Consider the following 23,651-nt stretch of genomic DNA (forward strand, 5'->3'; position numbering starts at 1 on the left):
CCCGGGTCAGGCCTTCTTGGCCGCCTTCTTCGCCGGCGCCTTCTTGGCGGCCTTCTTGGCGGGAGTCTTCTTCGCCGCCTTCTTCACCGGGCCACGAGCCCGGCGATCGGCCAGCAACTCCGAGGCGCGGGCGTCGGTGATCGACAGCACGTCGTCACCCTTGCGCAGGCTCGCGTTGGTCTCCCCGTCGGTGACGTAGGGGCCGAACCGGCCGTCCTTGATCACCATCGGCTTCTCCGACACCGGGTCGACACCGAGCTCACGCAGCGGCGGGGTGGCCGCGCCCTGCCGACCGCGCCGTTTGGGCTCGGCGTAGATCTTCAGCGCCTCATCGAGGGTGATATCGAACATCTGCTCTTCGGTGGCCAGCGACCGGGAGTCGGTGCCGCGCTTCAGGTAAGGCCCGTACCGGCCGTTCTGCGCGGTGATCTCCTCGCCGTTCTCCGGGTCGACTCCGACCACTCGGGGCAGCGACAGCAGGCGCAGCGCGTCCTCCAGCGTCACCGTCTCCAGGTCCATCGACCGCAGCAGCGATCCGGTGCGCGGCTTGGGGCCGGTGGGCTTCTTGCCCTTCTTCGCCGTCGCCCCGGCCTCACCGTCATCCGGAGGCTCGGGCAGCACCTCGGTGACGTAGGGCCCGTACCGTCCGTCCTTGGCCAGGATCTCGTGCCCGGTCACCGGGTCCACACCCAGAGATCTGCCCTCTTGCGGTGTGGCGAAGAGCTTTTCGGCAAGCTCCAGGGTCAGCTCGTCGGGCGTCAGTTCATCTTTGAGGTTGGCCCGCTGCGGTTTCAAAGGGCCGTCCGGAGCTTCAGTATCAACGACCATCCGCTCGAGGTAGGCGCCGTTGCGACCGACGCGGACATTGACCGCGCGCCCTTCGGCATCGTCGAACAGCTTGATGGAGTTGACTTCTCGGGCGTCGATCTCTTCCAGGTTGCCGCCGACGAGCTTCTTGAGGCCACCCGCCCGGGCAATGGAACCGTCCACGCCGTGCTCGCCACCGAAGTAGAAGTTGTTGAGCCAGTTGGTCCTTCGCTCGTTGCCCGCGGCGATCGCGTCGAGCTCGTCCTCCATGGCCGCGGTGAAGTCGTAGTCGACGAGCCGACCGAAATGCTGTTCCAGCAAACCGATGACCGCGAACGCCACCCAGGACGGCACCAGGGCGCTGCCCTTCTTGTGCACGTAGCCGCGGTCCTGGATGGTCTTGATGATCGAGCTGTAGGTCGACGGCCGACCAATTCCGAGGTCTTCGAGGGCCTTGATCAGCGAGGCCTCGGTGTAACGGGCTGGTGGTGAGGTGTTGTGGCCGTCGGCCGTGAGGTCCTTGGCATCGACGCGCTGGCCCTGCGTGAGGTTCGGCAGCCGGCTCTCGGCGTCATCGGCCTCGCCACCGGCAAGGTCGTCGATGCTCTCCACGTAGGCCTTGAGGAAGCCCGGAAAGGTCAGGGTGCGGCCGCTGGCGTTGAACACCACCTGCTCACCCGTCCGTGCGGCTCCGGCGATACGCAGCGACAGCGTGGTGCCGCGGGCGTCGGCCATCTGCGAGGCGACGGTGCGCTGCCAGATCAGCTCGTAGAGCCGGAATTCGTCGGTGTCGAGCTGGCTGTGCAACTGGCCCGGGGTCTGGAACACGTCACCGGCGGGACGGATCGCCTCGTGAGCTTCCTGGGCGTTCTTGACCTTGCGGGTGTACTGGCGAGCCGTCGGGTGCAGGTATTCCTCGCCGTAGAGCTGGCGGGCCTGATTGCGGGCGGCATCGATGGCTGACTGCGACAGCGTTGTCGAGTCGGTACGCATATAGGTGATGTAGCCGTTCTCGTACAGCCGTTGCGCGATGCTCATCGTGCGCTCGGACGAGAATCGCAGCTTACGGCCGGCCTCCTGCTGCAGCGTGGAGGTCATGAACGGGGCGTAGGGCTTGCGGGTGTACGGCTTGTGCTCGACCGAGGCGACGGACAGCTGCGCGCCGCGCAGACCGGTGGCCAGCGCGTTGGCGGCTGCCTCGTCGAGAACGAGCACCTCATCGGGCTTCTTGACCGCACCGAGGGAATCGAAGTCGCGCCCGGTGGCCACCCGGCGCCCGTCGACGGTGTTGAGCTTGGCGGTGAAGGTCGGCGGGCTGGCCTGCGCGTCGGACACGCTGGCATCGAGCTCGGCGGTGACATCCCAGTAGCCCGCGCTGCGGAACGCCATGCGCTCACGTTCGCGCTGGACGATGATGCGGGTGGCCACCGATTGCACGCGGCCCGCCGACAGCTTGGGCGCAACCTTCTTCCACAGCACCGGGCTGACCTCGTAGCCGTACAGCCGGTCCAGGATGCGGCGCGTCTCCTGCGCGTCGACCAGGTCGTTGTCCAGGTCGCGGGGGTCCTCGGCGGCCGCGCGAATGGCCGGCTCGGTGATCTCGTGGAACACCATCCGCTTGACCGGGATGCGCGGTTTCAGGGTCTCGAGCAGATGCCAGGCGATCGCCTCGCCCTCGCGGTCGCCGTCGGTGGCCAGATAGAGCTCGTCGACGTTCTTGAGCTTGTCCTTGAGCTCGGCGACGGTGCTCTTCTTCTCGGGGCTGATGATGTAGAGCGGTTCGAAGTCGGCGTCGACGTTGACGCCGAGACGCGCCCACGGTTCCGATTTGTACTTCGCGGGGACGTCGGCGGCGGCACGCGGCAGGTCACGGATGTGCCCGCGCGACGATTCGACGATGTAGTTGGACCCCAGATAGCCTGCGATTTTGCGCGCCTTGGTCGGCGACTCGACAATGACGAGTCGCCGCACCGAGCCGTTCCCCCTACGCGTGCGCGGCGCAGAGCCGCCTCCGCCGCTGTCGCGGTCCTCGTCAGCCACCTTTGTCCAGCTCCCACTTCTTCAGCTGCCTACGGAGTGCATTTACTCATGCGGCCCGCTCCGGCAACTGACAATTTCGCACCCCGGGCCTGCCGACGCAAACCGTCACCCCGCCGGTGCGGCGACGGCCACCGGCTAGATCCGTGGCCACTGCGACAACGCAGCGGCGCCCTGCGGCGGTTCCCCCACGTTCTCTACCAGGCGCGATAGCCGTCGACGGCCGCTGATTCGCAAAGCCGGATGCGACCCTCTGGTGCCGATCAAAGTGGGCGCGATCCCGACCCGCATCAGCGCCGAGGCAAGCGCCGAATGTGTGTCGGGAGCGTGCGGATCCAGGCCGAGCAGGTAGCGGTCGTCTTCCGGCCGGCCCGCGGCCAGCGTCCAGGCCCGCAGTTCGCGCGGTCCGGGCAGCCACTGCGGGGGCACCGTCTTGACCGCTCCCCTGGTCCACTCGGCGGCGATCCCGACCAGTCGGGCGTCCACCGCGGTGCGCACCAGCGGGCTGTCCTCGTCGGTGCGCGCGATCTCAGGTTCCAGGCCCGCGTCGGCGATCATCTCGGCCAGACCCTCGGCCCGCCACAGCTCGTCGACCACCACCGAGAGGCGCGCGCCGTGCTCCCCGGCACCGCCGACGAGGACAACCTGTCCGGGCGCAGCCAGCATCCCCGTCAGGTCGGCGATCGCCGGAGGCACCGACTCCGCCGAGAAGAAGGACAGCTGGCTCACACCCCAGACCCTAGGCCAGCCCGGCCGCGCAGCCGGGTTACCGGGCCGCCGCGGGCGTGCGGTGCGCCGACGGACCCCCGGCGCACAGAACGGCGAAGAACGCCCCCGCGTCATCCGGTGTGGACGGCGCGGGGGCGTCTTGAGGTCTTGGTGGCCCGCTCAGATGGCGCGAACGCCGGTGGCCTGGGGCCCCTTGGGGCTCTGGCCGACCTCGAACTCGACCTTCTGATTCTCTTCAAGGGTGCGGAAGCCGGAACCCTGAATCTCCGTGTAGTGGACAAAAACGTCAGCGGAGCCGTCCTCGGGGGCGATAAAGCCGAAGCCCTTCTCCGCGTTGAACCACTTCACAGTTCCCTGTGGCATCTTTCGTACTTTCCTTCTCTATATTTCACCGGGTGCGGCCCGCCGTCTTTCGGCAGACCGGGCCCGTTCCGACCGCCATACCTTCGTGGAGTGCTCGGAACTCGACCCGACCTACAACCCTCGCAGGAACCGCGATCGCAACGTCGTTCCTGCGAGTGCTGATACACGAACACAGAAGCTGCGACCGCCGTAAGTCAATCACGTTCAGGCCTGCTGCGACAGTCTCGCCGTGATCATGTAGTGAACAATTCACGTACGACTTGACCGGGAGGGTCCGATGTGACAGATCCGGGGCCGAATTTCGGTCGCGAGCTGCTCGCGTGCGCGCTCGACGGGACCGCGGCCGACGAGCGTCCGCTGCGTCATGTCGCCGATCTGCCGCCCAGACCGGCCCAGCCGCAGGCCTGGCCACATTGGGCGGACCCAGATGTGGTGCGGGCGTTCCATGATCGCGGCGTGGAGGCGCTCTGGTCGCATCAGCTGGCGGCGGCCGAGCTGGCTCGTACCGGGCGCCACGTCGTGCTGAGCACCGGCACGGCGTCCGGCAAGTCGCTGGCCTACCAGCTGCCGATATTGACGAGCCTGAAGGAAGATCGGCGCTCCCGGGCGCTGTACCTGTCGCCCACCAAGGCGCTGGGACATGACCAATTGCGCGCCGCCGCCGCCCTGACCACCACCGTGGCGGGCCTCGGGGACGTCGCGCCGAGCCCCTACGACGGGGACAGCCCCACCGAGGTGCGCCGTTTCGCGCGGGAGCGCTCCCGTTGGATCTTCTCCAACCCGGACATGATCCACCTTTCGCTGTTGCGCAACCACGCCCGCTGGGCTGTCTTCCTGCGCAATCTGCGGTACCTGGTGGTCGATGAATGTCATTACTACCGGGGGATTTTCGGGTCGAATGTGGCGATGGTGTTGCGCCGTCTGCTGCGGTTGTGCGCACGGTACTCGGCACCCGGATCGGACTTCTCCGGACCCACGGTCATTTTCGCCAGCGCCACCACCGCCCAGCCCGCGGCGACGGCGTCGGAACTGATCGGGCAGACAGTGGTGGAGGTCACCGAGGACGGTTCGCCGCAGGGCGCGCGCACGGTCGCGCTGTGGGAACCGGCGCTGATCACCGATCTGGTCGGGGAGAACGGCGCGCCGGTGCGCCGCTCGGCGGGCGCCGAGGCCGCGCGGGTGATGGCCGACCTGATCGCCGAAGGGGCCCGGACCTTGACTTTTGTGCGCTCGCGGCGCGGCGCCGAGCTCGCCGCACTGGGCGCCAGAGCCCGGCTGGCCGACACCGCGCCCGAGCTGGCCGCGCAGGTGGCCTCCTACCGCGCCGGCTATCTCGCCGAGGACCGACGCGCGCTGGAACGTGCGCTTGCCGAAGGGGACCTTCGCGGTGTGGCCACCACCAATGCCCTCGAGCTCGGCGTGGACATCGCCGGCCTCGATGCCGTTGTGCTGGCCGGATTCCCGGGTACGGTCGCGTCGTTCTGGCAACAGGCCGGCCGTGCGGGGCGGCGCGGGCAGGGCGCGTTGATCGTGCTCATCGCCCGCGACGATCCGCTGGACACCTACCTGGTCCACCATCCGGCTGCACTGTTGGACAAGCCGATCGAGCGTGTGGTCATCGATCCCGGCAACCCGTACGTGCTGGGTCCCCAACTGCTCTGCGCAGCAACAGAACTGCCGATGACTGAGGCCGAGGTCCGAATGTGGGGCGCCGAGGTGGTGGCCGAGTCCCTGGTCGACGACGGTCTGCTGCGGCGCCGTCCGAGCGGCTATTTCCCCGCCCCGGGCGTGGATCCGCACCCCGCGGTGGACATCCGAGGCTCCACCGGTGGCCAGATCGCGATCCTGGAGGCCGGCACCGGCCGGATGCTGGGCAGCACGGGTGCGGGTCAGGCACCGGCCTCGGTGCATCCCGGCGCCGTCTACCTGCATCAGGGCGACAACTACGTGGTCGACTCCCTCGATTTCGAGGACGGCGTCGCATTCGTCCACGCCGAGGATCCCGGGTACACGACCTTCGCTCGGGAACTGACCGACATCAACGTCACCGGCCCGGGTGAGCGCACCGAACACGGGCCGGTCACGGTGGGCCTGGTACCGGTGTCGGTCAGCAACACCGTCACCGGGTACCTGCGGCGCGGCATGGGCGGTGAAGTCATCGACTTCGTCGAACTCGACATGCCCACCCGTACGCTGCAGACCATGGCGGTGATGTGCACCATCACACCGGAAGCGCTGCAGCACAACGGTATCGATCCACTCAGGATCCCTGGTTCGTTGCACGCCGCCGAGCACGCGGCCATCGGTCTGCTGCCGCTGATGGCCAGCTGTGACCGCGGCGACATCGGTGGGGTGTCCACCGCGGTGGGGCCGGTCGGAGGCCTGCCGACGATCTTCGTCTACGACGGTCACCCCGGCGGTGCGGGGTTCGCCGCCCGCGGGTTCCGCACCATGCACCAATGGTGGGAAGCCACGGCGGCGGCCATCTCGTCCTGCGAGTGTCCCGCCGGATGCCCGTCCTGCGTGCAGAGCCCGAAGTGCGGCAATGCAAACGATCCCCTGGACAAGGACGGTGCCGTCCGGGTGTTGCGCCTGGTCGTACGCCAACTCGCCGAACGATTCGGCTGAGCCCGCTCACCGGGGGTCGGGGCTGCCGCTCGGTAGGATCACCGGCATGACCCACGACTGGTTGCTCGTGGAAACCCTGGGCACCGAACCTGCCGTGGTCGCGCACGGTGCGTACACGAAGAACATGGTTCCGGTCGCCACCTACCTGCGACGGAACCCCCATCTCATGGCGATTCAGACCGCGATCGGCGAGACGGTCCGGGCCGGAGGCGGACTGAGCAGCATCACCCCGAAAAACGACCGCGTCATCCGGACCGAGGTGGTGCAGATGTCCGACGGCCGGATCCACGGTGTGCAACTCTGGTCCGGAGCGCCGGACGTGTCTGCGCCGGAGCGCCCGTTGGTGGGTCCGCTGCTGTGGGATCTCACCGCGGGTACGGCCACTGACACGCCCGAGTCCCTGCAGATCGGCGGCTGGGACCCGGCCAAACAGACCACCGAAGGTCGGGCGTTCGCCGAGGACCTGCCGCGGCGCGATCTGAACCCGAACGAGGCCGAGGTGCTGCGGATGGTGATCAAGCCCGAAGCCGGTGTGACACTGTGCGACACCTGGGATGTCGTGGATTACCGCGGGCAGCCCATCACGGTGGGTTTCGCGGCTCGGTCGCTGCCCGAGATCCAGCCGGACGGCAAGCAGCGCTTGATCTGTCGTGCCATGAACTGGCGTAGCGTGCGTGAGGGCGCGAGCATCCAGCACGACCTGCTGGCTCAGCGGATCGTCGACGGGCTGCGGCAACCGGGTGTGTATCGGGCACTGGTGGACCCGCGGCAGTGGACCTTGTTGAAGTGGCTGGACGACCCGGTGCCGTTTCTGGACTGGCGGGCCAACATGATCAGCGAGCAGGCGGTGCATCCGCACGACCGCGCCGCGCTCGTGACGATGGGCACCCAGTTCTCCGCAGGTGTCGCCAGCGGCGTGCTGCGCATGGTCGGTCGCGACGGCGGCTGGACCCCGACCCACGTGACGCTCAATCGTGTGGAGCTCGGCAAGGGCGTCGACGCGGCACTGGTGTCGCTGCGCCGACCCGCCCCGTCTGAGATCTCCGCAGCGGGACTCGACGAAACAGCGGAACGCGATGGCACGGGAGAACGAACGGGGCGGCGACTGAAAGCACTGTCCCGCAAGGACAGAACCACCGGCACCTAACTATCGTCCCGGACCGCCCCGGTCGCGATCACCCCGGCCGTCGCCGCGCGGCCCGTCGAAGTCCGGGCCGTTCTCTCGTGGACCGTTCTCTCGTGGAGCGTTGTCTCGCGGGCCTTTCTTCGGCGGGCCCTCGTCGGCGCGCGGTACCGGCGGCGGTTGGGTCGCAGGGGTCACCGAGGGCGGCGCTGAGGTCAATGTCTTACCGGTAGGGGGCGGGGCCGTCGTGCTGGTGCTCACCGTTTCCAGCGGCGTGGACGAGGAGAACGGTTCCAGCGCCAGCGCGAGTGCGGAAACGGCGAATGCAACCACGGCCGCAGCGGCCAGCAGGACCTTGCGGGAACCTGAGCGAGGGCGTGGCGGCGGTGGCGGGAAGTGCATCGAGGGAGGTAGCGGCTGCGCGAGCACTTTGGTCTGCGGCCGCGCTGCGGCGGGTACGGCGCCGACGGCCAATGCGCCGACATCGCCGGCCAGCGCGGCACGCATCTGGGCGGCGCTGCCGAATCGAAGACCAGGCTGGCGGCTCATGGCACGGTCCACAACCGCCGCCAGGACCGGGTCGGCACCCGTGGACAGCCCGGACAACGGCGGGGGCGGGGCCTCGACGATGGCCCGGGCCAACGCCGCCGGATTGTCATGCGGGAAGGCGCGCCGCGCCAGCAGCGCTTCGTAGCCCATGACGCCGACGGCGTAGAGGTCGTCGGCCACCGAGGCGGGCGCACCGGCGACCCGCTCGGGACTCATGTAGCACATGGTGCCCACGATCTGCCCGGTGGCGGTGTGGACGGTTCCGCCGCTCTTGGCTATCCCGAAGTCCGCCACCTGCATCCGGTCGCCCGCGGCTGCGAGCAGGATGTTTCCCGGTTTGATGTCCCGGTGCAGGACGCCGGCCGAGTGGGCGACCTCGAGCGCGGCGAGCACGTCGTCGAGCATCGCCCTGACCTGAGCCGGCGGCAGGGGCCCCTGGGCGATGAGATCGGCGAGGGTGCGTCCGGGCAGCCGCTCCATCACGATGAAGGGTCGGCCGTCGTGCTCTCCGAAGTCGTGCACCGCAACGATGTTGGGGTGCGTCAGCGCGGCCGCCGCGCGGGCCTCGTCGTGAAATCTGAGCCGAGCCGCCGGGTCGGCGTTCAAGCTGGGATGCAGCAGTTTGACTGCGACCGCGCGGTGCAGGCGGGTGTCCCAGCCGTCACGCACCTCGGCCATGCCGCCGCAGCCGAGCAGACCACGCAGCTCGTAGCGGCCGAGAAGGAACTCGCGGCCCGTCATGCCGGCTGCGTATCCGCCCTTGCGGGGACGTAAACCAGACCCGCGGTCGACGCGTCCATCTGCCGATTGTCTCGTGATGCACCGATCGCATCAGTGCTCGGGGCCGGCGGGGCCGGCACGAGCGACGGCCGAGGCTGGTGCCAGAAGTGTCCCGCCCAATGCCGGCGCGACGCCGACGCGGACGATCACGTCGAGGTCATCGACGGCGCATTCGATCAGCTGCCCACCCATCGACCGGGCGACGTGGGTGGCGGTCTCGCAGGCCGCCGCCGGCCCGGAGGGCACCCGCTGGGCGGCACTGAGCGCGGCCAGATCGGCGGCTGCCTGCGCACGGTGCCGGGCCGAAACAGCCGCACCGAGCACCGCTGCGGCCGAGGTGACCGCGAGCAGGACGAGCACCATCAGCATGGCGGCCACGGTGGCGGAGCCACCCTCAGCGGCCACGGTGGCGGAGCCACCCTCAGCGGCCACGGTGGCGGAGCCACCCTCAGCCGACGCCGGGTTCCACCGCGGACACCCCTTCAGCCCTGATGACGACGCCGGGCAGCACCGACGCCGCAGTGACCGTGGCGACCACGAAGTCTCCGTCGCGGCGCACGGCGACGACCGATTGCGCCGGTGCGATCCGCTGAGCCACCTGGGTGGCGGAGGCATCGTCCCCCCGAGCCGCCAGCCGCGCGGCCTCCCTTGCCGCATCGATACAACGCACCTGCGCCGACAGCGCAGCGAGTCCGGCCACGCAGACGACCAGAATGGCCACCAATGCCGTGATGGCGAAAGCCGCTTCCGCGGTGGCCATTCCGGACTCGCCATTCAGATGTTGGTGTTCAGCGCCCTGCTGATGATGTTGGTCAGCGCGGTGACGATGGAGTCCCCGGTGACGACCGTGTAGAGGATTGCGCCGAATGCCGCGGCAGCGATCGTCCCGATGGCGTATTCCACGGTCGACATGCCGTCGTCGGCGAGTGCGAGCAACCAGATCCGAACGCGGAATTCCCGAAGACGTTCTCTCATCATGCTTCTCCTTCATCGTTGATCACAGCACTCCCGACTGCAGGACATCGCCGGCCAGCCCGGCGACGACGGGAATGATCCCCAGACACAGAAATGCCGGGAGGTAACACAGGCCCAGCGGGCCGGCCATCAGCACCGAGGCGCGCTCGGCCTTGGCGCCTGCCGCATCACCGGCTTCCCCGCGCAGTTGCGTGGCCAACTCCTCGACGCCGCGCGCGAGCGCGGTGCCCGACGCCGCCGAACGGCGCGCCATCCGCAGCAACGCCTGTAGGTGATCGTCCTCGGTAGCACCGTGATTCACCCACGCGCGAGCGGGATCGGCACCGAGTGCAATGAGATCGGAGGCCCGGCGCAGCAATGCGGCCAGCCCCGCAGGCGCCGAATCCGCCACTGCCGACGCGGCGGCCGACACCGCCATACCCGACCGTAGACAGGCGGCGAACACTTCGAGACTGGCAGCGACCGCCAGCACATCGTCGGTCCGGGGATGGTGTCGCGTATCGCCCGAGGGTCGAAGCCGCCGCTTGACCCTCGCTGCCGACAATTGGGGGCTCATGAGTGCTGCCGCGGCGAGAAGTAGTGCTGACCAGATCATTTCACTACTCCCGCGGTGATCCGGTCGGACCACAACAGGCCACCGCAGACGAAGACCGCGCCGACGACGAGCAACCAGCCGCCCCCACCGCCGGCGAACAGGAAGCCGATCGGGTCCGCGCCGATCGCGTGGCCGAGCAGTACACCGAGCAGCGGCAGTCCGGCCAGGATCGCCGCGGTGGCACGTGCGCCCGCCAACCCGGCTTCGACACGGCCCCGGAAGCGTTCACGCTCGGTGATGTCGCGCTGTGCTGCATGCATGAGCGTGGCGACGGCCAGCCCTTGGTTCTGGGCGAGCTGCCAACAGACGGCCAGCCTCTCCCAGTGCCACGGCATCGACGAGCGGTGCCCCTCGGCGTGCAGGCCGGCCGCGACGTCGGCGCCGAGCCGGGCCCGGGCGGCGACGACACTCAGCGAGTCGGCGACCCGTCCGCTCGACTCCTGCGCGGCAGCTGTCATCGCCGCGACAGGGTGCGCGCCGATCCGTAGTTCGCCGATCAGCACGTCGAGCGCGCCCTGCAGATCAACCGCCTCGGCACCGAGATCGCGTCTCCGCCTGGCCGCGCGACGGCGGGTGAGCAGCGTCACCGCCAGCAGGCCGAGCGCCGCGACCGCCGACGGCGTCAAGACCACTACCGCCGCGAGACAGGCAGGAATCGCCAAGACCGGCATCGGGAGCTGCCGTGGCGGGATCCGGGACGCCGGAAACAACTGCGTTCGTCGGCACGCCCCGGTTGGGGTGACAAGCACGGCGGCGGCCAGAGCCAGCGCGGCCGCCGTCATGTCCTGCTCCGGCTACGCACCAGCTCGCGAAGCCTGCCGGCGCCGGGTCCGGCCCCGGTGTCTCGGTGCCAGCTGGTCAGCACGCTGACGGTGCCGTCGTGGCCGCGCTGCAGCACGCCCACCTCACCGAGGCGGCGCCGCCCGGTGCGATCACGCGTGACGTGCAGCACCACCTGCGCAGATTATCTGTAACGGGCCGCGCTGATCGGGATGTTTGAGCAGTTCGATCCGTTGAAGACATGTGTAAGCCGCGGAGGACGCGGCTGTTCCTTGGTGTACATGTAACCGACGGCGCTGGTGGCGCTGCGTGCTGTCTCATTGCCCAACTGACGTCGGAGATTCGGGACAATCGCTGTGAGACAAGAAACGAGACGCTCCCTGACGCGCCCTCGATCTGGGGCGATGGACCGGAGGGCTGGTCGCCGATTGGCTGTCTCTTTCTCTAGAAACGAGACGGATAGATTGCCGCCGCTACAACTCACAGTCGCCAGGCGCGAAAATCACGGCCTGGCGTCTGCGTTGATCTGTCTACTTTGGTGAGGAATCGCGGGCTGAGGCTGACTGGCCTCCGGGGCGCACGCGTCGATGTGCTTTGAGGAAGTCATCGACGATGTGTTCGCAGTGGTGCCGGCTCATGGTGTGGAGTCCGGTCATGCGTGCGAACGCGAGTGGTCCGACGAGTTGGCACATAGCGAGTTCGATGTCGAAGTCGTCAAGCTCGTCGCGCGTTTGGGGGCTCTGGAGGATGGCGTCGAACGGCTGTCGGTATTGGTCGACGACCTTCGTTCGCAGTGTGTTGGTGTGGCCGGCCTCGTCCCCACTGCTGGGCGTAGGCCCCAGGGATAGCCAGGCCAGGGTGGTGAGGTGAAGGGGCGCGTCGGCGAAGAGCGATGCCTGACGGCTGAGCAGTTCGATCAGCTGCTCTCGCAGAGGAACTGAGCGGGGAGGCGGTGGGGTGACCTGGGGCAGGAGTCGCTCGAAGGTGGCAGCGAGAAGATGGGAGGAACTGTTGAAATGGCGGTAGAGGGTGGTTCGCGCGACCTTCGAGGCCTTGGTGACAGCGTCGATCGTGACCGCCTCGACCCCGCCCGTGCTGAGCAGATGAGCCGCGGCGTCGAGCAGACGGGTTCGTGACCGCGCGCGGCGTGGATCGGCGTCGTCGTCGGGCGATGCGTCTTCGCTCAACGCCGTATCCGTCGACTGAATTGTATGGCCGTTCCGACTCGCATCAGGTTATGGTACCAACGGTAGCGTAGCGATACTGCGCGTCCCATAATCGTGGCTGGTCGCGTCGGCGTGCGCCGCACCCTCGACTGGCCCGCCCCGCGAGAGGCCGAGGACCGCCGATGACGACAGCCGAATCGATCAAAGAAGATCGCTTCGCCGAGGCGCTCCGTAAGCGAGAGATCATCCTTGACTGCACCGCGACGATCGCTTCCAGTGGCGGATACGACGCGGTGAAGATGCGCGCAGTTGCCGATAGCGCAGGGATCGCGGTCGGCACCCTCTACCGCTTCTTCCCGTCGAAGCCGCACGTACTGGTAGCCGTCCTGGCGCGTGAATTCGAACGTATTGGCGCTGAACGAGACTGGACCGCCACAGCGGAAACATCACGAATACGTTTGGCGCAGTTGAACACTCGCCTGTGTCAGGAATGGCGCGCTCGGCCTGCGCTGACCGAGGCCGTGACCCGCGCATTCGTGTTCGCCGATGACAGCGCAAGCGCGGAGGTGGACCGCGCGGCAGGGGTCATCGAGCACCTGATTGGGCTGGCAATCGCTGGCGGGGAACCGAACCCAAGACATCACAGGCTGGCCGCCCTGGTCAGTGATATCTGGTTGGCCAGCCTAATCGCCTGGGTCCGGCACAGCATGTCCGCCGAGGACGTCGCGCTCCGACTGGAGCGCAGCGTCGCGTTGGTCGTCAGCGACAAGGAGTAGCCGTGCAGAACGCATTTCGAAGCGATGTTACGAGAACGATACTATCGGTAGCGTACCGATACTGATAGTATCGTTGCCGTTGCTCGGCGAGAGAGGTCTGATGATCACCCAGTGGATCGAAGCCTGCGAGGTCCAGCGCGTCAGCTTGGTCGGCGGTTTGGTGCTCAATCTCGAGGACTACAACGAGTTGGTCGTCACACGGCCACTGAGGTTGTCACTGCCCCCGGTGGGGGCGTATCCGGCCGAAGACGTGATCGTCGATCCGAATGACGTGCCGGATCATCAGCGTCCGTTGCTGAATTTCGCCGGTAGCGTGTGCACGCTTGCCAGCTGCGACGATGACGGCACCCTGCGTGTCGAGTTCTCCAACGGCTACGGCGTCACGGTGGCTCCCGATGAGTGCTTCACGTCGTGGGAGCTGTACGGCAAACGCCACGGTTACATGGCCTGTCTACCCGGTGGCCGGGTCCGCGTCGTGCGCCATGATGTGCCCGAGAATGACCTGGTTGCCGACCGCCCTGCGGTGCGCCCTTGAGCGTCGACGGCAACGAAGCGGACGCGCACAACGACGACGCCGCTACTCGGTTGCGCGAACGCGCCATTTCGGCTGCCAAGACCTCCGGCGAATACAGCGAGCGTCTCGGCGCGTTGGCTCGTTTCACTGTGCGGCACAAGGCGTTGGTGATCGGCGCCTGGGTTGGACTGGCGGTGATTCTGGCCCTGCTGTTCCCGCAACTGGAAACGGTGGTGCAGAAGCAGTCGGTGCAGCTGATCCCGCAGGATGTCGGGTCCTTCCAGACCCTCGACCGGATGAGCGAGGCCTTCGGCGAGCAGGGCTCCAAGACCATGTTGTTTGTGGCGATGGAGGACCAGTCGGGCATGACGCCGTCGGCGCGGCAACGCTATACCGACCTGGTGTCGCGGCTGCGGGCCGACACCGAGCACGTGCTTCTCGTTCAGGACCTGCTGGCTGATCCGGTGACCGCCGCTCAGGCGCTCAGCGAGGACGGCAAGGCCTGGTATCTGCCGGTCGGGGTGGCCGGCACGCTCGGTGACCCTGCGGCCGCCGAGTCGGTCACCGCGGTCCGCGCCATCGTCGCCGAGGCCTTCGACGGCTCGTCGACGACGGCGAAGGTCACCGGGCCGCCGTCGACGTTCAGCGACCAGATCGCCGAGGCCGAACACGATCTGCTGTTCATCTCCATCGCCACCGCGGGGCTGATCGCGCTGATCCTGCTCATCGTCTACCGGTCGGTGTTCACCGCGCTGTTGCCCCTGCTGGTGATCGGCATCAGCCTGGCCGTGGGGCGCGGACTGCTCTCCGCACTCGGCGAGCTGGGTATGCCCGTGTCGCAGTTCACCGTGGCCTTCATGACGGCGATCCTGCTGGGCGCCGGCACCGATTACACCGTCTTCCTGATCAGCCGCTACCACGAACAACGCCGGGCGCAGGTCGCCCCCGATCAGGCGGTGGAACACGCCACCGCCAGCATCGGCCGCGTCATCCTGGCCTCGGCCGCCACGGTCGCGTTGGCGTTCGCCGCCATGGTGTTCGCCAACTTGAGCGTGTTCGCCGGGATGGGACCGGCCTGCGCGGTAGCCGTCCTGGTCGGATTCGCCGCCACCGTGACACTGTTGCCACCGGTGCTGTCGCTGGCCGCGAAACGCGGTATCGGCGAACCCAAGTCCGACCGCACCCGGCGTTACTGGAACTCGGTGGCCGTGGCGGTGGTGCGCAAACCGGTGCCACTGCTGCTCGTCAGCTTGGCCATCCTGCTGGCACTCTCAGCGGTCGCCATGACGATCACGTTGAGCTACGACGACCGCAAAGGACAACCCGACACCACCGCCAGTAACGAGGGCTATCAGCTGTTGGACCGGCACTTCCGCAAGGACATCGTCATCTCCGAATTCCTCCTCGTGGAGTCTCCGACCGACATGCGCACCGGCATGGGACTGGCCGACCTCGACGAGATGGCCTCGCGCATCGCGCAGATCCCCGGCGTGTCCAAGGTGTCCGGGGTCACCCGCCCCACGGGAGCCCGCCTGGAACAGGCCCAACTGGGCTGGCAGAACGGACAAATCGGCGACAAGATGGCCAGCGCGGTGGACGACGGCAACGCCCGCAAGGACGACCTGGCCAAGCTCACCGGCGGCGCCGACCAACTCGCCGGCGGCCTCGCCCAACTCGATACCACCCTGCGGACCGCCCTGACCCCACTGACGGGAATCCTCGACCAGGCCCAGACCGCCGGACAACAGGTGGACCAGTTCCGGCCGCTACTGAACCAACTCTCGGCCACCGCACCGGCGGTCGACCGGGCGCTGCGTTCTGGTCCGGGGCTGCGCCCCCTCGCCGAGCAGGCCGACGGCGCCATCGCCACCATCGACCCCCTGGTGGGCGCCCTGAACACCTCGCCGTGGTGCGCGACCACACCGCAGTGCGCCCAACTCCGTGACCAAGTCCAAGTCCTCGCGACGCTGCGCAACGCCGGGTTCTTCACCCAGGTCGCCGGGCTCGGCGATCACCTCGGCGAGAACGCATCCGTGGCCGACACCGTGGCCAGCTTCCAGACCGCGGTCACCTCGCTGGACAACGCGTTCGGCGCACTCGGTGACCCCGCCGACCTGGCCGGTAACATCCGCCGACTCCAAGACGGCATCAGCCAACTCGCCTCCGGCGCCCAAGCTCTGGCCACCGGTGTGCACACCCTGGCTGACAGCAACATCGAGATGCTCAGCGGGATGAGCCAGATCGCCACCCAGCTGCAGAACTCGGCGCGCGCCAGCACCGGCTCCGACTCCGCCAGCGGCTTCTTCCTGCCTCCCGACGCCTTCGAGAATCGACAGTTCGCTGACGTCGCCAAACAATTCCTCTCCCGTGACGGCAAGACCGCCCGGTTCCTCATTGAATCCAGCAACGACCCCTACAGCGCGGCCGCCGTGAACTTGTCCCACGAAATGGTCGCCGTCGCCGAGGGCGCCCGGCCCAACACCTCGCTGGCGGAGGCACGAATCTCGGTTGCCGGATTCCCGGCGGTCAACTCCGACATTCAGCGCCTGCTGACCGCCGACTTCATCCAGCTGGCCGCCTCCACCCTCCTCGTCGTGGGTCTGATCCTGGTGTTGCTGCTGCGCGCACTGCTCGCCCCGCTCTACCTGCTGGGCACCGTGGTGCTCAACTACGCCGCATCGCTGGGCATCGGGGTGCTGGTCTTCCAATGGGGACTAGGCTACGAAATCGCCTGGCCCGTACCACTACTGGCGTTCATCGTCCTGGTCGCCGTGGGCGCGGACTACAACATGCTGCTGGTGTCGCGACTCAAGGAGGAATCCACCCGTAACTTCCGCGTCGGGGTCCTTCGCACCGTGGCCACCACCGGATCGGTGATCACCTCAGCTGGCATCATCTTCGCGGTCAGCATGTTCGGGCTGATGGTCGGCTCCATCGCCATCATGATCCAAGCCGGATTCATCATCGGCTGCGGCCTGCTGCTGGACACCTTCATCGTGCGCACGCTCACCGTCCCCGCCATCGCCGTCCTGCTCCGCGAGGCCAGCTGGTGGCCACACCGCCCCATCACCATTCGATCCGGCTAGCCCCCGACACCGAGGCCTACAGTGTGCAGCGGTCGAGGAACTCGGTGACCCACGATGCTGCCGATGGTCGCGACGTTCGCCTCGGCGGTGGTGGGCCGACGACTGTACGTTCCTTCAAGCTGATCTAGTGGACTTTTATGCATCTGGTGATCGTGCTCGGGCGCAGCCGTCGCCTTGTGGGACGGCGTGAGAGACCTTAAGAGCGGTTCGTCGTCGAATCGGTCGCCACGCCAAGCGGCCTCACCCATCGATTTTTCAACCGGGTAGCGACCGTGCAACTGCGGGCGTACACGCAAGGCGCGGAGGTGACCCTACCCGGCAGCCGAGACAGGCTGTGATCACTCTCGTTTCTTTAAAACAGACGGACTTGCAACGACCTGAACGTGGTCCTCATTAGAGGGATGGCTCCGAGGTCGTCTGACCGTCGCACCTTCCAGGCGACGTCGTAGCGGTCGAGATCCTGACGGCACCGCTTGAACTCATCGCCGACGCCTTGCCTCGCACCGCTACCACGACACACGTAGCCAGCTCCCGGGCAACTAACGTCCCATGCGTCACTATCTTCACTGTGGCCACAGTGAAGGAACACGCCCTCCGACCCACGCGGACCGATGGGGGCCATTCGAGTCGTCGGGACGCGGAGCGGCATGCGCGCAACTCGCCCCAGGGCCAGAGTAGGGCGCGACACGCATCATATCGGCAGTTCAGAACCATTTACACATGTATACTTGCAACATGCTAAGCAACGCAGAATTGTCGACCCGGCGCACGGCGCGCCTCCGTAAGGGTGTAGGAAAAACCGTGCAGTATTTCCGCCATGGTGGTTCCGGTGGAGCTGGCGAGACAGCTCGTGGCCCTGCATCGTCTGGCGTTGGCGAGGCTGCTCGGCGAGATTGGCGTGGCGTTCGATGCGTCGCTGGCGCGGTGGTATCCGGTATTTCCCAACCCGATGCAGATTCAGGGCGGGACGTTGTGCCAGGACGTACGCAGTCACGTGCTGGCGATGAACGGCATCGACGCGCAGAGCGCGAAGGCCCCGGCGCCGCCACTAGCGCCAAAGGGCGCCTCATGCGGGCCGGGGTCGACGTTGCGGATGTCCACAGGACCGAGTTCGTCGGTGCGCATCGGCGATGCGGGGATGGCGTGGGCTCGGGTGCGCCACATCAGCCCGCAACGAGCCGCCGATATCGGCGCGTTACCCCCGCAGTCGATGCCCAAGTCCAAGCCGGGCAAGCAGATGTCGCTCGACGCCGGCGAGCCCGTGGACCAGCGGGTGTTTGGTCCGGCGGGGATCGGCGACGATTACGAGCTGATTGTGTACTGGTGGGAGACCCCGGGCCGGTTGTCGGTGGGTGGTGCCATCTTGGCGGTGGTGGCCGATCTGGACACCAACGAGGAGCGGATCCTGGGGTTCGAGCCGTTGCCGCTGGCGATTCGGCCGAAGACCGTTGCCGAGCAGCAGATCGTGGCCGAGGACGACGAGGAAGTGCACGACGACTTCAAGAAGTTCTTGCCGGGGAATGCTCCCGAGACCGGGGAAGCCGAGGCGTAGACGATGAGCTGGTACCGGCCGGGCGCGTGTGGGGACGAGGTGGTCGGTGATGGCGTCGGTAGAGGTGTTCGGCACACGGGTCCGCCAGGCCCGGGTGTTGCGGCGTCTGTCAGGCACCGCGGTGATGGATCATCTGGGTTGGCGCTCTCCGCGCCAGACGCGGTTGGAGCAGTCCGAGACCGCGGCCCTGCAGTCCGCCGATTTCGATCGGCTCACAGCGTTGTTGCGTTTCCCACCAACGTTTTTCACGACCGCCCCGGCGTCGCGGGTGACGGCGCGGGATTTGCTGTTCCGGGCGCCCAAGTCCACCACGGTCACCGAGAAGGAGTACCTGGCGGTGTTCGCCAACGTCGTCGGTGATCTGCTCGGGCAGCTCAATGCGGTGGCCAAGCTGCCCCCGGTGCTACTGGAGCCATTGCCGGCGGGCACCGATGTGGTGACCGCGGCCGCGCAGGCCCGGCGCTGGCTGGGGGTGGCACCCGGGGTGCCGATCAAGTCGCTGACCTACGAGCTGGAAGCGGCCGGGGTGCCGGTGGTCATGCGGATGAAGCACTCACGCTCCACCGGCGTGGTGGACTGGGACACCGATGAGGACGGGCCGGCCGGGTTGTTGACCGAGAAGCATCTGGGGTGCTCGGCGCGGACCGGGGAGTATCGGGAACGGCCGCTGGTGTTGTTGCGGGCGTTGGATTCTTGGGAGCGCACCCGCTGGACGGTCGCCCATGAGATCGGGCATTTGTTGTTGCACCGTTATGGCGATGTCAGCGATGACCAGGAGCGCGAAGCCTCCCGGTTCGCCTCGGAGTTGTTGGCGCCGGCCGAAGTGCTGGCCCGGGAGGTGCCGCCGGTTCCCACGCTCAGCGATCTGGTCGATGCGAAGGTGAGGTGGCGGATTTCGCTGGGGGCGTTGATTATTCATCTTCGTGAGTCGAAGCTGATTGATGAGGTCCGGGCCGATACGTTGCAGCGTCAGCTCTACACGCGGATCAACTCCGAGACCGGGCACACCTGGGGCAAGACCGAACCGGGCTGGAATGCCCGCACCCCGGAGCGGCCTCGGCTGCTGCGCCGGTGGATGGAGGAATGCTATGGCTCGGTCAGCGTGGAGGCTTTGGCCGCCCACGACCTGATCTATCCCACAGACTTGTTGGCCGACATCCTGGCCGGCCAGCGTGAGGCCCCCGCCAGGGTTGCCGCGGCCCCGGAAACCGCTTCGGCGGTGCTCGATGACGAGGCGATCCTGGACCGCGGGGACACGGTGGTGCAGCTGCGCCGGCCTCGCCGGCAGGCCTAGCACGGGATTGCGGGGGCGGATCGGGGATGGCACGGACACAACGGATCGCGCTGACCGATGCCCCGGACACCTACACCGTGCTGGGCCCTGATCACCTGCCGATCGAGGCGGCCGAGGAGTACCTGCAGTTCCTGCGCGATGACGGGTCCTCGCCGAACACGGTGAAGGCGTATGCGGCGGGCCTGGCGGCGTGGTGGACGGTGCTGGAACACACCGGCACCGACTGGCAGGACATCAGTACGAGCTTGTTCGGGCAGTTTCTGGCCTACCTGCGCACCGGGGACCTGCCGGGGACCGCCCGGATCGGGGCCCCCGAGGTGTGGCTGGGCACGGCGAGCACCCAGCTGCGGGCCGCGGCGGTGCTGGCGTTCTACCGCTACCACGCTGATGCCCATGGGCTGGCAGGCCCGTATCAGCGGCTGTTCACCAGCCACGGCAAGCGATCACGGTCACGGTATATCCCGATGCTGGCCGGGGTCGGCGCACCGCGCTCCAAGGACCGGCCCATCTACACGGTGCGCAGCGGAAACAAGTCCGCCACTCCGGTGCTGCTGCCCACCCAAGTGGCTGCGATCCTCGATGGCTGTGCCACCCAGACCGGACAGGACTGGTCGGGGCCGCCCTCGGGGCTGCGGGACCGGCTGTTGTTCGCGGTGCTCGCCGAGACTGGGATGCGCCTGGGTGAAGCGCTATCGTTGCGGCACCACGATTTTCATATCGGTGCCGGTGGGACACCGTTCATCGACGTGGCCTCCCGTCAAGATCATCCGCGCGGGGCCCGCGGCAAGACGCTGCTGGCCCGGCGTATCTACATCGGTGACGACTTGGAGGCGCTGTATTCGGCCTACGTGTGGCATCTGGTCGACCAGGGCGCCGATCTGGAAGTGCCCGACCTGGACACTCACTTCGTCTTCGTCAATCTCACCCACGGGCAGCGTTTCCGGCCCATGCGTGCCGAAACCGTCTACGCCAAAATCGATTCGGTGACCAAACGTGCCGGCGGGCTGTTACCCGACCGGTGGTCACCGCACTGGCTGCGCCACACCCATGCCACCGCGCTGCTGCTTTCCGGGGCCCCGCCGCACGTGGTGATGCGCCGCCTGGGCCACGCCGATATCCAGACCACGCTCTCGACCTACGGATGGGTCACCGAGGACGCCGAGATGCGCACCCTGGCGCAATGGCGCAGCTACGTCGCTGGCTGGAAAGGGCTGCACCATGACCACACCGACTGACCCGCCCGCACCCACGCTGGCCCCCGCCCCCGCGGCGGGGTCATGGGCGATCCAGTGGGCCCAAGTCCCCCCGCCGTGGCACCGACCGGTCTATGCGATCTACAGTGCTCCGTTCGATCAGGTGTTTCTGCGCAACCAGTTCTACCTGCAAGCACACCGCGCCGGAGCCGCGCACGATTTCGCCCCGGACGCCCCTGCTCGGTTCGGCGACGAGATCGCCTGGTGGGTCTGGACGTGCTGGGACCAGCAGCTACGCAAGATCGAACCCTCCCTGCTGGCCTGGCTGACCCGCACCCTGCCGGCCGCGATCGACGAACACCGCACCCGCACCGGAAGGGCACCGGTTAGCATCGCCGACCTGGACCCCAACGCCGTGCTCCGCCAGGCGGTCTTGACCTTTCAGCGCCGCAACATGCGGCTACCCTCGGCGGGATCGCGGCGCAACATCCGCCACGTCATCGAGCATCTGCACCTGTGGGTATCGGTACGCTGCACCGATACCCCGTGGTGGGAACACGACATCTGGGATCTGCGCACCGACCCGCGCATCCCGCGCCGCGACCACGAACCCCGCCACGACACCGCCGTGCGGCTGCGCGATATCGAACCGGCGTGGCTACGCGAAGGGCTGCGGTTCTGGCTGCGCAGCGCGTTGACCTACGACCTGCTGGTCTGGTCCTCGGCCGCCGACCGGGCCCGCAACTTGGGCTCGCAACTCGGCCGGTTCGCCCGTGACCACGGCCATCATGATGATCCGCTGATCAGCACCGATCCTGATCAGCTGCGCACAGTGTTCCTCGACTATCTCGAGTACCTGCGGTCCCCAGCCGCGGCCACCCAGTCTGAGCGCCTCACCCCGGATACCGTGGCCACCCTGCAAGCCCAAACCCAAGCGTTCTACACATTCATGCACGACAATGCCGCCGACGCGGCGACCGCGACGGCCAACCCCCGCTGGCGCGATATCACGCTGACCCACACCGCGCTGTGGTCACCACTGCACGCGCCCAAACAGCGCCGCCGCGAACGTGAACTCACCTGGTATGCCACCGCAGACCTGCAGCGCATGCTCACCTATCTCGACGTCCTGGCGGCCCCCGCCGGGCACAAAGTGGTGCTGACCAAAGCCGACGGCACGATCACCATTGCCGCCGGCCTCGGTGACCCCCAGGCTGCCCGGATCTGGCTGCTACAGGCCCTGACCGGGCGCCGGGCCTCGGAAATCCTGATGCTCGACCATGATCCGTTGCAAGCCATCCCGGGCCAGGAACGCCCCACCGACGCCGATCCAGACACGTTCGTGGCCCGGCTGCGCTACCAGCAGACCAAAGTCGACGACGTCATTCCCACCATCCTCGTGGAGCAAGCCATCGTCGATATCGTCACCGAGCAGCAGAGCTGGCTGAAGACGACATACCCCGACCTGGCGCCCCGATACCTGTTCCTCGGCGTGAAGAATCAGCACCGCGGCCAGCAGCCCCGTTCCTACAACACCTACCGCACATCGCTGGCCAAGCTCGACGACTGCCACGACCTCACCGACAGCGCCGGGCGACCACTGCGCTTCACCCAAACCCATCGGTTGCGCCACACCCGGGCCACCGAACTGCTCAACGACGGTGTCCCGTTCCACGTCGTGCAGCGCTACCTCGGTCACAAGAGCCCTGAGATGACCGCTCGCTACGCAGCCACCCTGGCTGCCACCGCCGAAGCAGAGTTCCTCAAGCACAAGAAGATCGGTGCCCACGGCACCGATATCTCCATCAGCCCCAGCGACATCTATGAGATGACGCAGCTCGGTGCCCGCACCGACCGGATCCTGCCCAACGGTGTCTGCCTGCTGCCGCCGCTCAAACAGTGCGACAAGGGCAATGCCTGTTTGGGCTGCGGTCACTTCGCCACCGACGCCACCCACCTCGATGAGCTGCGTCAGCAGCACGCCGCGACCGAAGCGCTGCTGGCCGCCCGCCGTGACCAGTATCGCCGACGAAGCGGACGCGAACTCGGTGAGGACAACATCTGGGTGATCGAACGACGCCGTGAACTGCGATCGTTGGAAGCGATCATCGAACGCCTGTCGGCTACCGGAGACGAAGAGGCGGTATCCGGAGCCGGCACCGGGGTGGGAAAGCGCCTGCCGCTGCTACAGATCCAAACCCGTGGCGCCCATCAGTCCGCCCTCGATAAGGCCCAGCAACCCCGCACCACGGCTCAATGACCGCTGCCCGCTCCACCGCCGGCCTCAGAAAAGCCAGCGCCAAAAGCCGCAACGACGCCCGCCGCAAGATCAGAAAAGCGCTACGCGAGATGCAACGCGCCGGAATGACGATCAACCCCAACGCAGTCGCCCGCCACGCAGGGGTCGCCCGCAAAACGATCTACAACCACACCGACCTCTTCGACGAAATCCGCGCCGCCTCCGCGATACCACGGCCAACGATCGCCGCAACCGAATCCGAGGCGCCCATCCGCGGATCCTCGGTGGATGCCGCTCTGCGCCAACAACTGCGGACACAGAAGCGCCAATACGACAACGACATCGCCGCTCTCAAAGCCGAAATCAAGGAACTCAACCAGCAGCTCGCGGCCGCTCACGGCGAGATCCACCGCCTACGCGGCAATGGCACCGCCAACAACAGCTGATCGAGCCACATCATCGAAT

Annotated in this window: 21 protein-coding genes; 10 read left to right on the plus strand and 11 right to left on the minus strand. The window is 67.4% G+C overall.

Annotation, left to right across the window (positions count from 1 at the left end):
• Positions 1–6: 6 nt before the first annotated feature.
• The 3 genes from topA to ACNUDN_RS24660 form a co-directional block, all read right to left on the minus strand.
• Entirely contained in the window at positions 7–2,847 is a 2,841-nt protein-coding gene (topA, locus tag ACNUDN_RS24650; RefSeq protein ID WP_419124335.1) for a type I DNA topoisomerase, read from the minus strand.
• 135 nt (positions 2,848–2,982) lie between these two features.
• Entirely contained in the window at positions 2,983–3,573 is a 591-nt protein-coding gene (locus tag ACNUDN_RS24655) for a hypothetical protein (protein ID WP_419124336.1), read from the minus strand.
• Between the two features lie 159 nt (positions 3,574–3,732).
• Positions 3,733–3,936, minus strand: coding sequence for a cold-shock protein (locus ACNUDN_RS24660; RefSeq protein ID WP_003882601.1), 204 nt, complete (start codon positions 3,934–3,936; stop codon positions 3,733–3,735).
• Positions 3,937–4,215: 279 nt separating this feature from the next.
• Between ACNUDN_RS24660 and sftH the strand changes: the two genes are divergently transcribed.
• Positions 4,216–6,564: a DEAD/DEAH box helicase gene (sftH, locus tag ACNUDN_RS24665; RefSeq protein ID WP_419124337.1), complete on the plus strand. Its 2,349-nt coding sequence runs from the start codon at positions 4,216–4,218 to the stop codon at positions 6,562–6,564.
• A 46-nt stretch (positions 6,565–6,610) separates the two neighbouring features.
• Positions 6,611–7,711 (plus strand): PAS domain-containing protein, encoded by a 1,101-nt coding sequence (locus ACNUDN_RS24670; protein ID WP_419124338.1) that lies wholly within the window; start codon positions 6,611–6,613, stop codon positions 7,709–7,711.
• On the opposite strand, the gene ACNUDN_RS24675 is transcribed toward ACNUDN_RS24670, so the two are convergent.
• The 8 genes from ACNUDN_RS24675 to ACNUDN_RS24710 form a co-directional block, all read right to left on the minus strand.
• Positions 7,712–8,977, minus strand: coding sequence for a serine/threonine-protein kinase (locus tag ACNUDN_RS24675; protein WP_419124339.1), 1,266 nt, complete (start codon positions 8,975–8,977; stop codon positions 7,712–7,714).
• Between the two features lie 90 nt (positions 8,978–9,067).
• Entirely contained in the window at positions 9,068–9,448 is a 381-nt protein-coding gene (locus ACNUDN_RS24680) for an Rv3654c family TadE-like protein (RefSeq protein ID WP_419124340.1), read from the minus strand.
• A gap of 16 nt (positions 9,449–9,464) precedes the next feature.
• Positions 9,465–9,776 (minus strand): TadE family type IV pilus minor pilin, encoded by a 312-nt coding sequence (locus ACNUDN_RS24685; RefSeq protein ID WP_419124341.1) that lies wholly within the window; start codon positions 9,774–9,776, stop codon positions 9,465–9,467.
• 14 nt (positions 9,777–9,790) lie between these two features.
• Positions 9,791–9,994: a DUF4244 domain-containing protein gene (locus ACNUDN_RS24690; RefSeq protein WP_419124342.1), complete on the minus strand. Its 204-nt coding sequence runs from the start codon at positions 9,992–9,994 to the stop codon at positions 9,791–9,793.
• A gap of 19 nt (positions 9,995–10,013) precedes the next feature.
• Positions 10,014–10,586, minus strand: coding sequence for a type II secretion system F family protein (locus ACNUDN_RS24695; protein ID WP_419124343.1), 573 nt, complete (start codon positions 10,584–10,586; stop codon positions 10,014–10,016).
• Positions 10,583–11,368, minus strand: coding sequence for a type II secretion system F family protein (locus ACNUDN_RS24700; protein WP_419124344.1), 786 nt, complete (start codon positions 11,366–11,368; stop codon positions 10,583–10,585). Before ACNUDN_RS24700 ends, ACNUDN_RS24695 begins: the two co-directional genes overlap by 4 nt.
• Entirely contained in the window at positions 11,365–11,541 is a 177-nt protein-coding gene (locus ACNUDN_RS24705) for a conjugal transfer protein TrbB (RefSeq protein ID WP_419124345.1), read from the minus strand. Before ACNUDN_RS24705 ends, ACNUDN_RS24700 begins: the two co-directional genes overlap by 4 nt.
• 355 nt (positions 11,542–11,896) lie before the next feature.
• On the minus strand, positions 11,897–12,553 hold the full coding sequence (locus tag ACNUDN_RS24710; RefSeq protein WP_419124346.1) for a TetR/AcrR family transcriptional regulator: 657 nt from the start codon (positions 12,551–12,553) through the stop codon (positions 11,897–11,899).
• Between the two features lie 161 nt (positions 12,554–12,714).
• Here ACNUDN_RS24710 and ACNUDN_RS24715 point away from each other — a divergent pair, with 161 nt between their 5' ends.
• The 8 genes from ACNUDN_RS24715 (at position 12,715) to ACNUDN_RS24750 (ending at position 23,632) form a co-directional block, all read left to right on the plus strand.
• Positions 12,715–13,308, plus strand: coding sequence for a TetR/AcrR family transcriptional regulator (locus ACNUDN_RS24715; RefSeq protein ID WP_419124347.1), 594 nt, complete (start codon positions 12,715–12,717; stop codon positions 13,306–13,308).
• Between the two features lie 100 nt (positions 13,309–13,408).
• Positions 13,409–13,843, plus strand: coding sequence for a DUF6188 family protein (locus ACNUDN_RS24720; RefSeq protein ID WP_419124348.1), 435 nt, complete (start codon positions 13,409–13,411; stop codon positions 13,841–13,843).
• A 50-nt stretch (positions 13,844–13,893) separates the two neighbouring features.
• Complete coding sequence (locus ACNUDN_RS24725) at positions 13,894–16,908, plus strand: MMPL/RND family transporter (RefSeq protein WP_419125297.1); 3,015 nt, start codon at positions 13,894–13,896, stop codon at positions 16,906–16,908.
• 817 nt (positions 16,909–17,725) lie between these two features.
• Positions 17,726–18,460 (plus strand): hypothetical protein, encoded by a 735-nt coding sequence (locus tag ACNUDN_RS24730; RefSeq protein ID WP_419124349.1) that lies wholly within the window; start codon positions 17,726–17,728, stop codon positions 18,458–18,460.
• Between the two features lie 49 nt (positions 18,461–18,509).
• The gene (locus ACNUDN_RS24735; RefSeq protein ID WP_419124350.1) at positions 18,510–19,754 is read left to right on the plus strand and encodes an ImmA/IrrE family metallo-endopeptidase; all 1,245 of its coding nucleotides are present in this window, start codon (positions 18,510–18,512) and stop codon (positions 19,752–19,754) included.
• Between the two features lie 26 nt (positions 19,755–19,780).
• A complete protein-coding gene (locus tag ACNUDN_RS24740) occupies positions 19,781–20,989 on the plus strand; it encodes a tyrosine-type recombinase/integrase (protein ID WP_419124351.1) in 1,209 nt (402 codons plus the stop codon).
• A complete protein-coding gene (locus tag ACNUDN_RS24745) occupies positions 20,973–23,207 on the plus strand; it encodes a tyrosine-type recombinase/integrase (RefSeq protein WP_419125408.1) in 2,235 nt (744 codons plus the stop codon). The genes ACNUDN_RS24740 and ACNUDN_RS24745 overlap by 17 nt, the downstream gene beginning before the upstream one ends.
• On the plus strand, positions 23,204–23,632 hold the full coding sequence (locus ACNUDN_RS24750) for a DUF6262 family protein (protein WP_419124352.1): 429 nt from the start codon (positions 23,204–23,206) through the stop codon (positions 23,630–23,632). The genes ACNUDN_RS24745 and ACNUDN_RS24750 overlap by 4 nt, the downstream gene beginning before the upstream one ends.
• Positions 23,633–23,651 lie beyond the last annotated feature (19 nt).

Source organism: Mycobacterium sp. smrl_JER01, assembly GCF_048513595.2.
Lineage (GTDB): Bacteria > Actinomycetota > Actinomycetes > Mycobacteriales > Mycobacteriaceae > Mycobacterium.

Excerpts from the sequence above, each read along its gene's own strand:
- ACNUDN_RS24660 (WP_003882601.1), bottom strand. The coding sequence starts at position 3,936 with ATGCCACAGGGAACTGTGAAGTGGTTCAACGCGGAGAAGGGCTTCGGC.
- ACNUDN_RS24715 (WP_419124347.1), top strand. The coding sequence starts at position 12,715 with ATGACGACAGCCGAATCGATCAAAGAAGATCGCTTCGCCGAGGCGCTC.
- ACNUDN_RS24735 (WP_419124350.1), top strand. The coding sequence starts at position 18,510 with ATGGCGTCGGTAGAGGTGTTCGGCACACGGGTCCGCCAGGCCCGGGTG.
- ACNUDN_RS24685 (WP_419124341.1), bottom strand. The coding sequence starts at position 9,776 with ATGGCCACCGCGGAAGCGGCTTTCGCCATCACGGCATTGGTGGCCATT.
- ACNUDN_RS24695 (WP_419124343.1), bottom strand. The coding sequence starts at position 10,586 with ATGATCTGGTCAGCACTACTTCTCGCCGCGGCAGCACTCATGAGCCCC.
- ACNUDN_RS24750 (WP_419124352.1), top strand. The coding sequence starts at position 23,204 with ATGACCGCTGCCCGCTCCACCGCCGGCCTCAGAAAAGCCAGCGCCAAA.
- ACNUDN_RS24690 (WP_419124342.1), bottom strand. The coding sequence starts at position 9,994 with ATGATGAGAGAACGTCTTCGGGAATTCCGCGTTCGGATCTGGTTGCTC.
- ACNUDN_RS24730 (WP_419124349.1), top strand. The coding sequence starts at position 17,726 with ATGGTGGTTCCGGTGGAGCTGGCGAGACAGCTCGTGGCCCTGCATCGT.
- ACNUDN_RS24700 (WP_419124344.1), bottom strand. The coding sequence starts at position 11,368 with ATGACGGCGGCCGCGCTGGCTCTGGCCGCCGCCGTGCTTGTCACCCCA.
- ACNUDN_RS24675 (WP_419124339.1), bottom strand. The coding sequence starts at position 8,977 with ATGACGGGCCGCGAGTTCCTTCTCGGCCGCTACGAGCTGCGTGGTCTG.
- ACNUDN_RS24745 (WP_419125408.1), top strand. The coding sequence starts at position 20,973 with ATGACCACACCGACTGACCCGCCCGCACCCACGCTGGCCCCCGCCCCC.
- ACNUDN_RS24740 (WP_419124351.1), top strand. The coding sequence starts at position 19,781 with ATGGCACGGACACAACGGATCGCGCTGACCGATGCCCCGGACACCTAC.
- ACNUDN_RS24670 (WP_419124338.1), top strand. The coding sequence starts at position 6,611 with ATGACCCACGACTGGTTGCTCGTGGAAACCCTGGGCACCGAACCTGCC.
- ACNUDN_RS24720 (WP_419124348.1), top strand. The coding sequence starts at position 13,409 with ATGATCACCCAGTGGATCGAAGCCTGCGAGGTCCAGCGCGTCAGCTTG.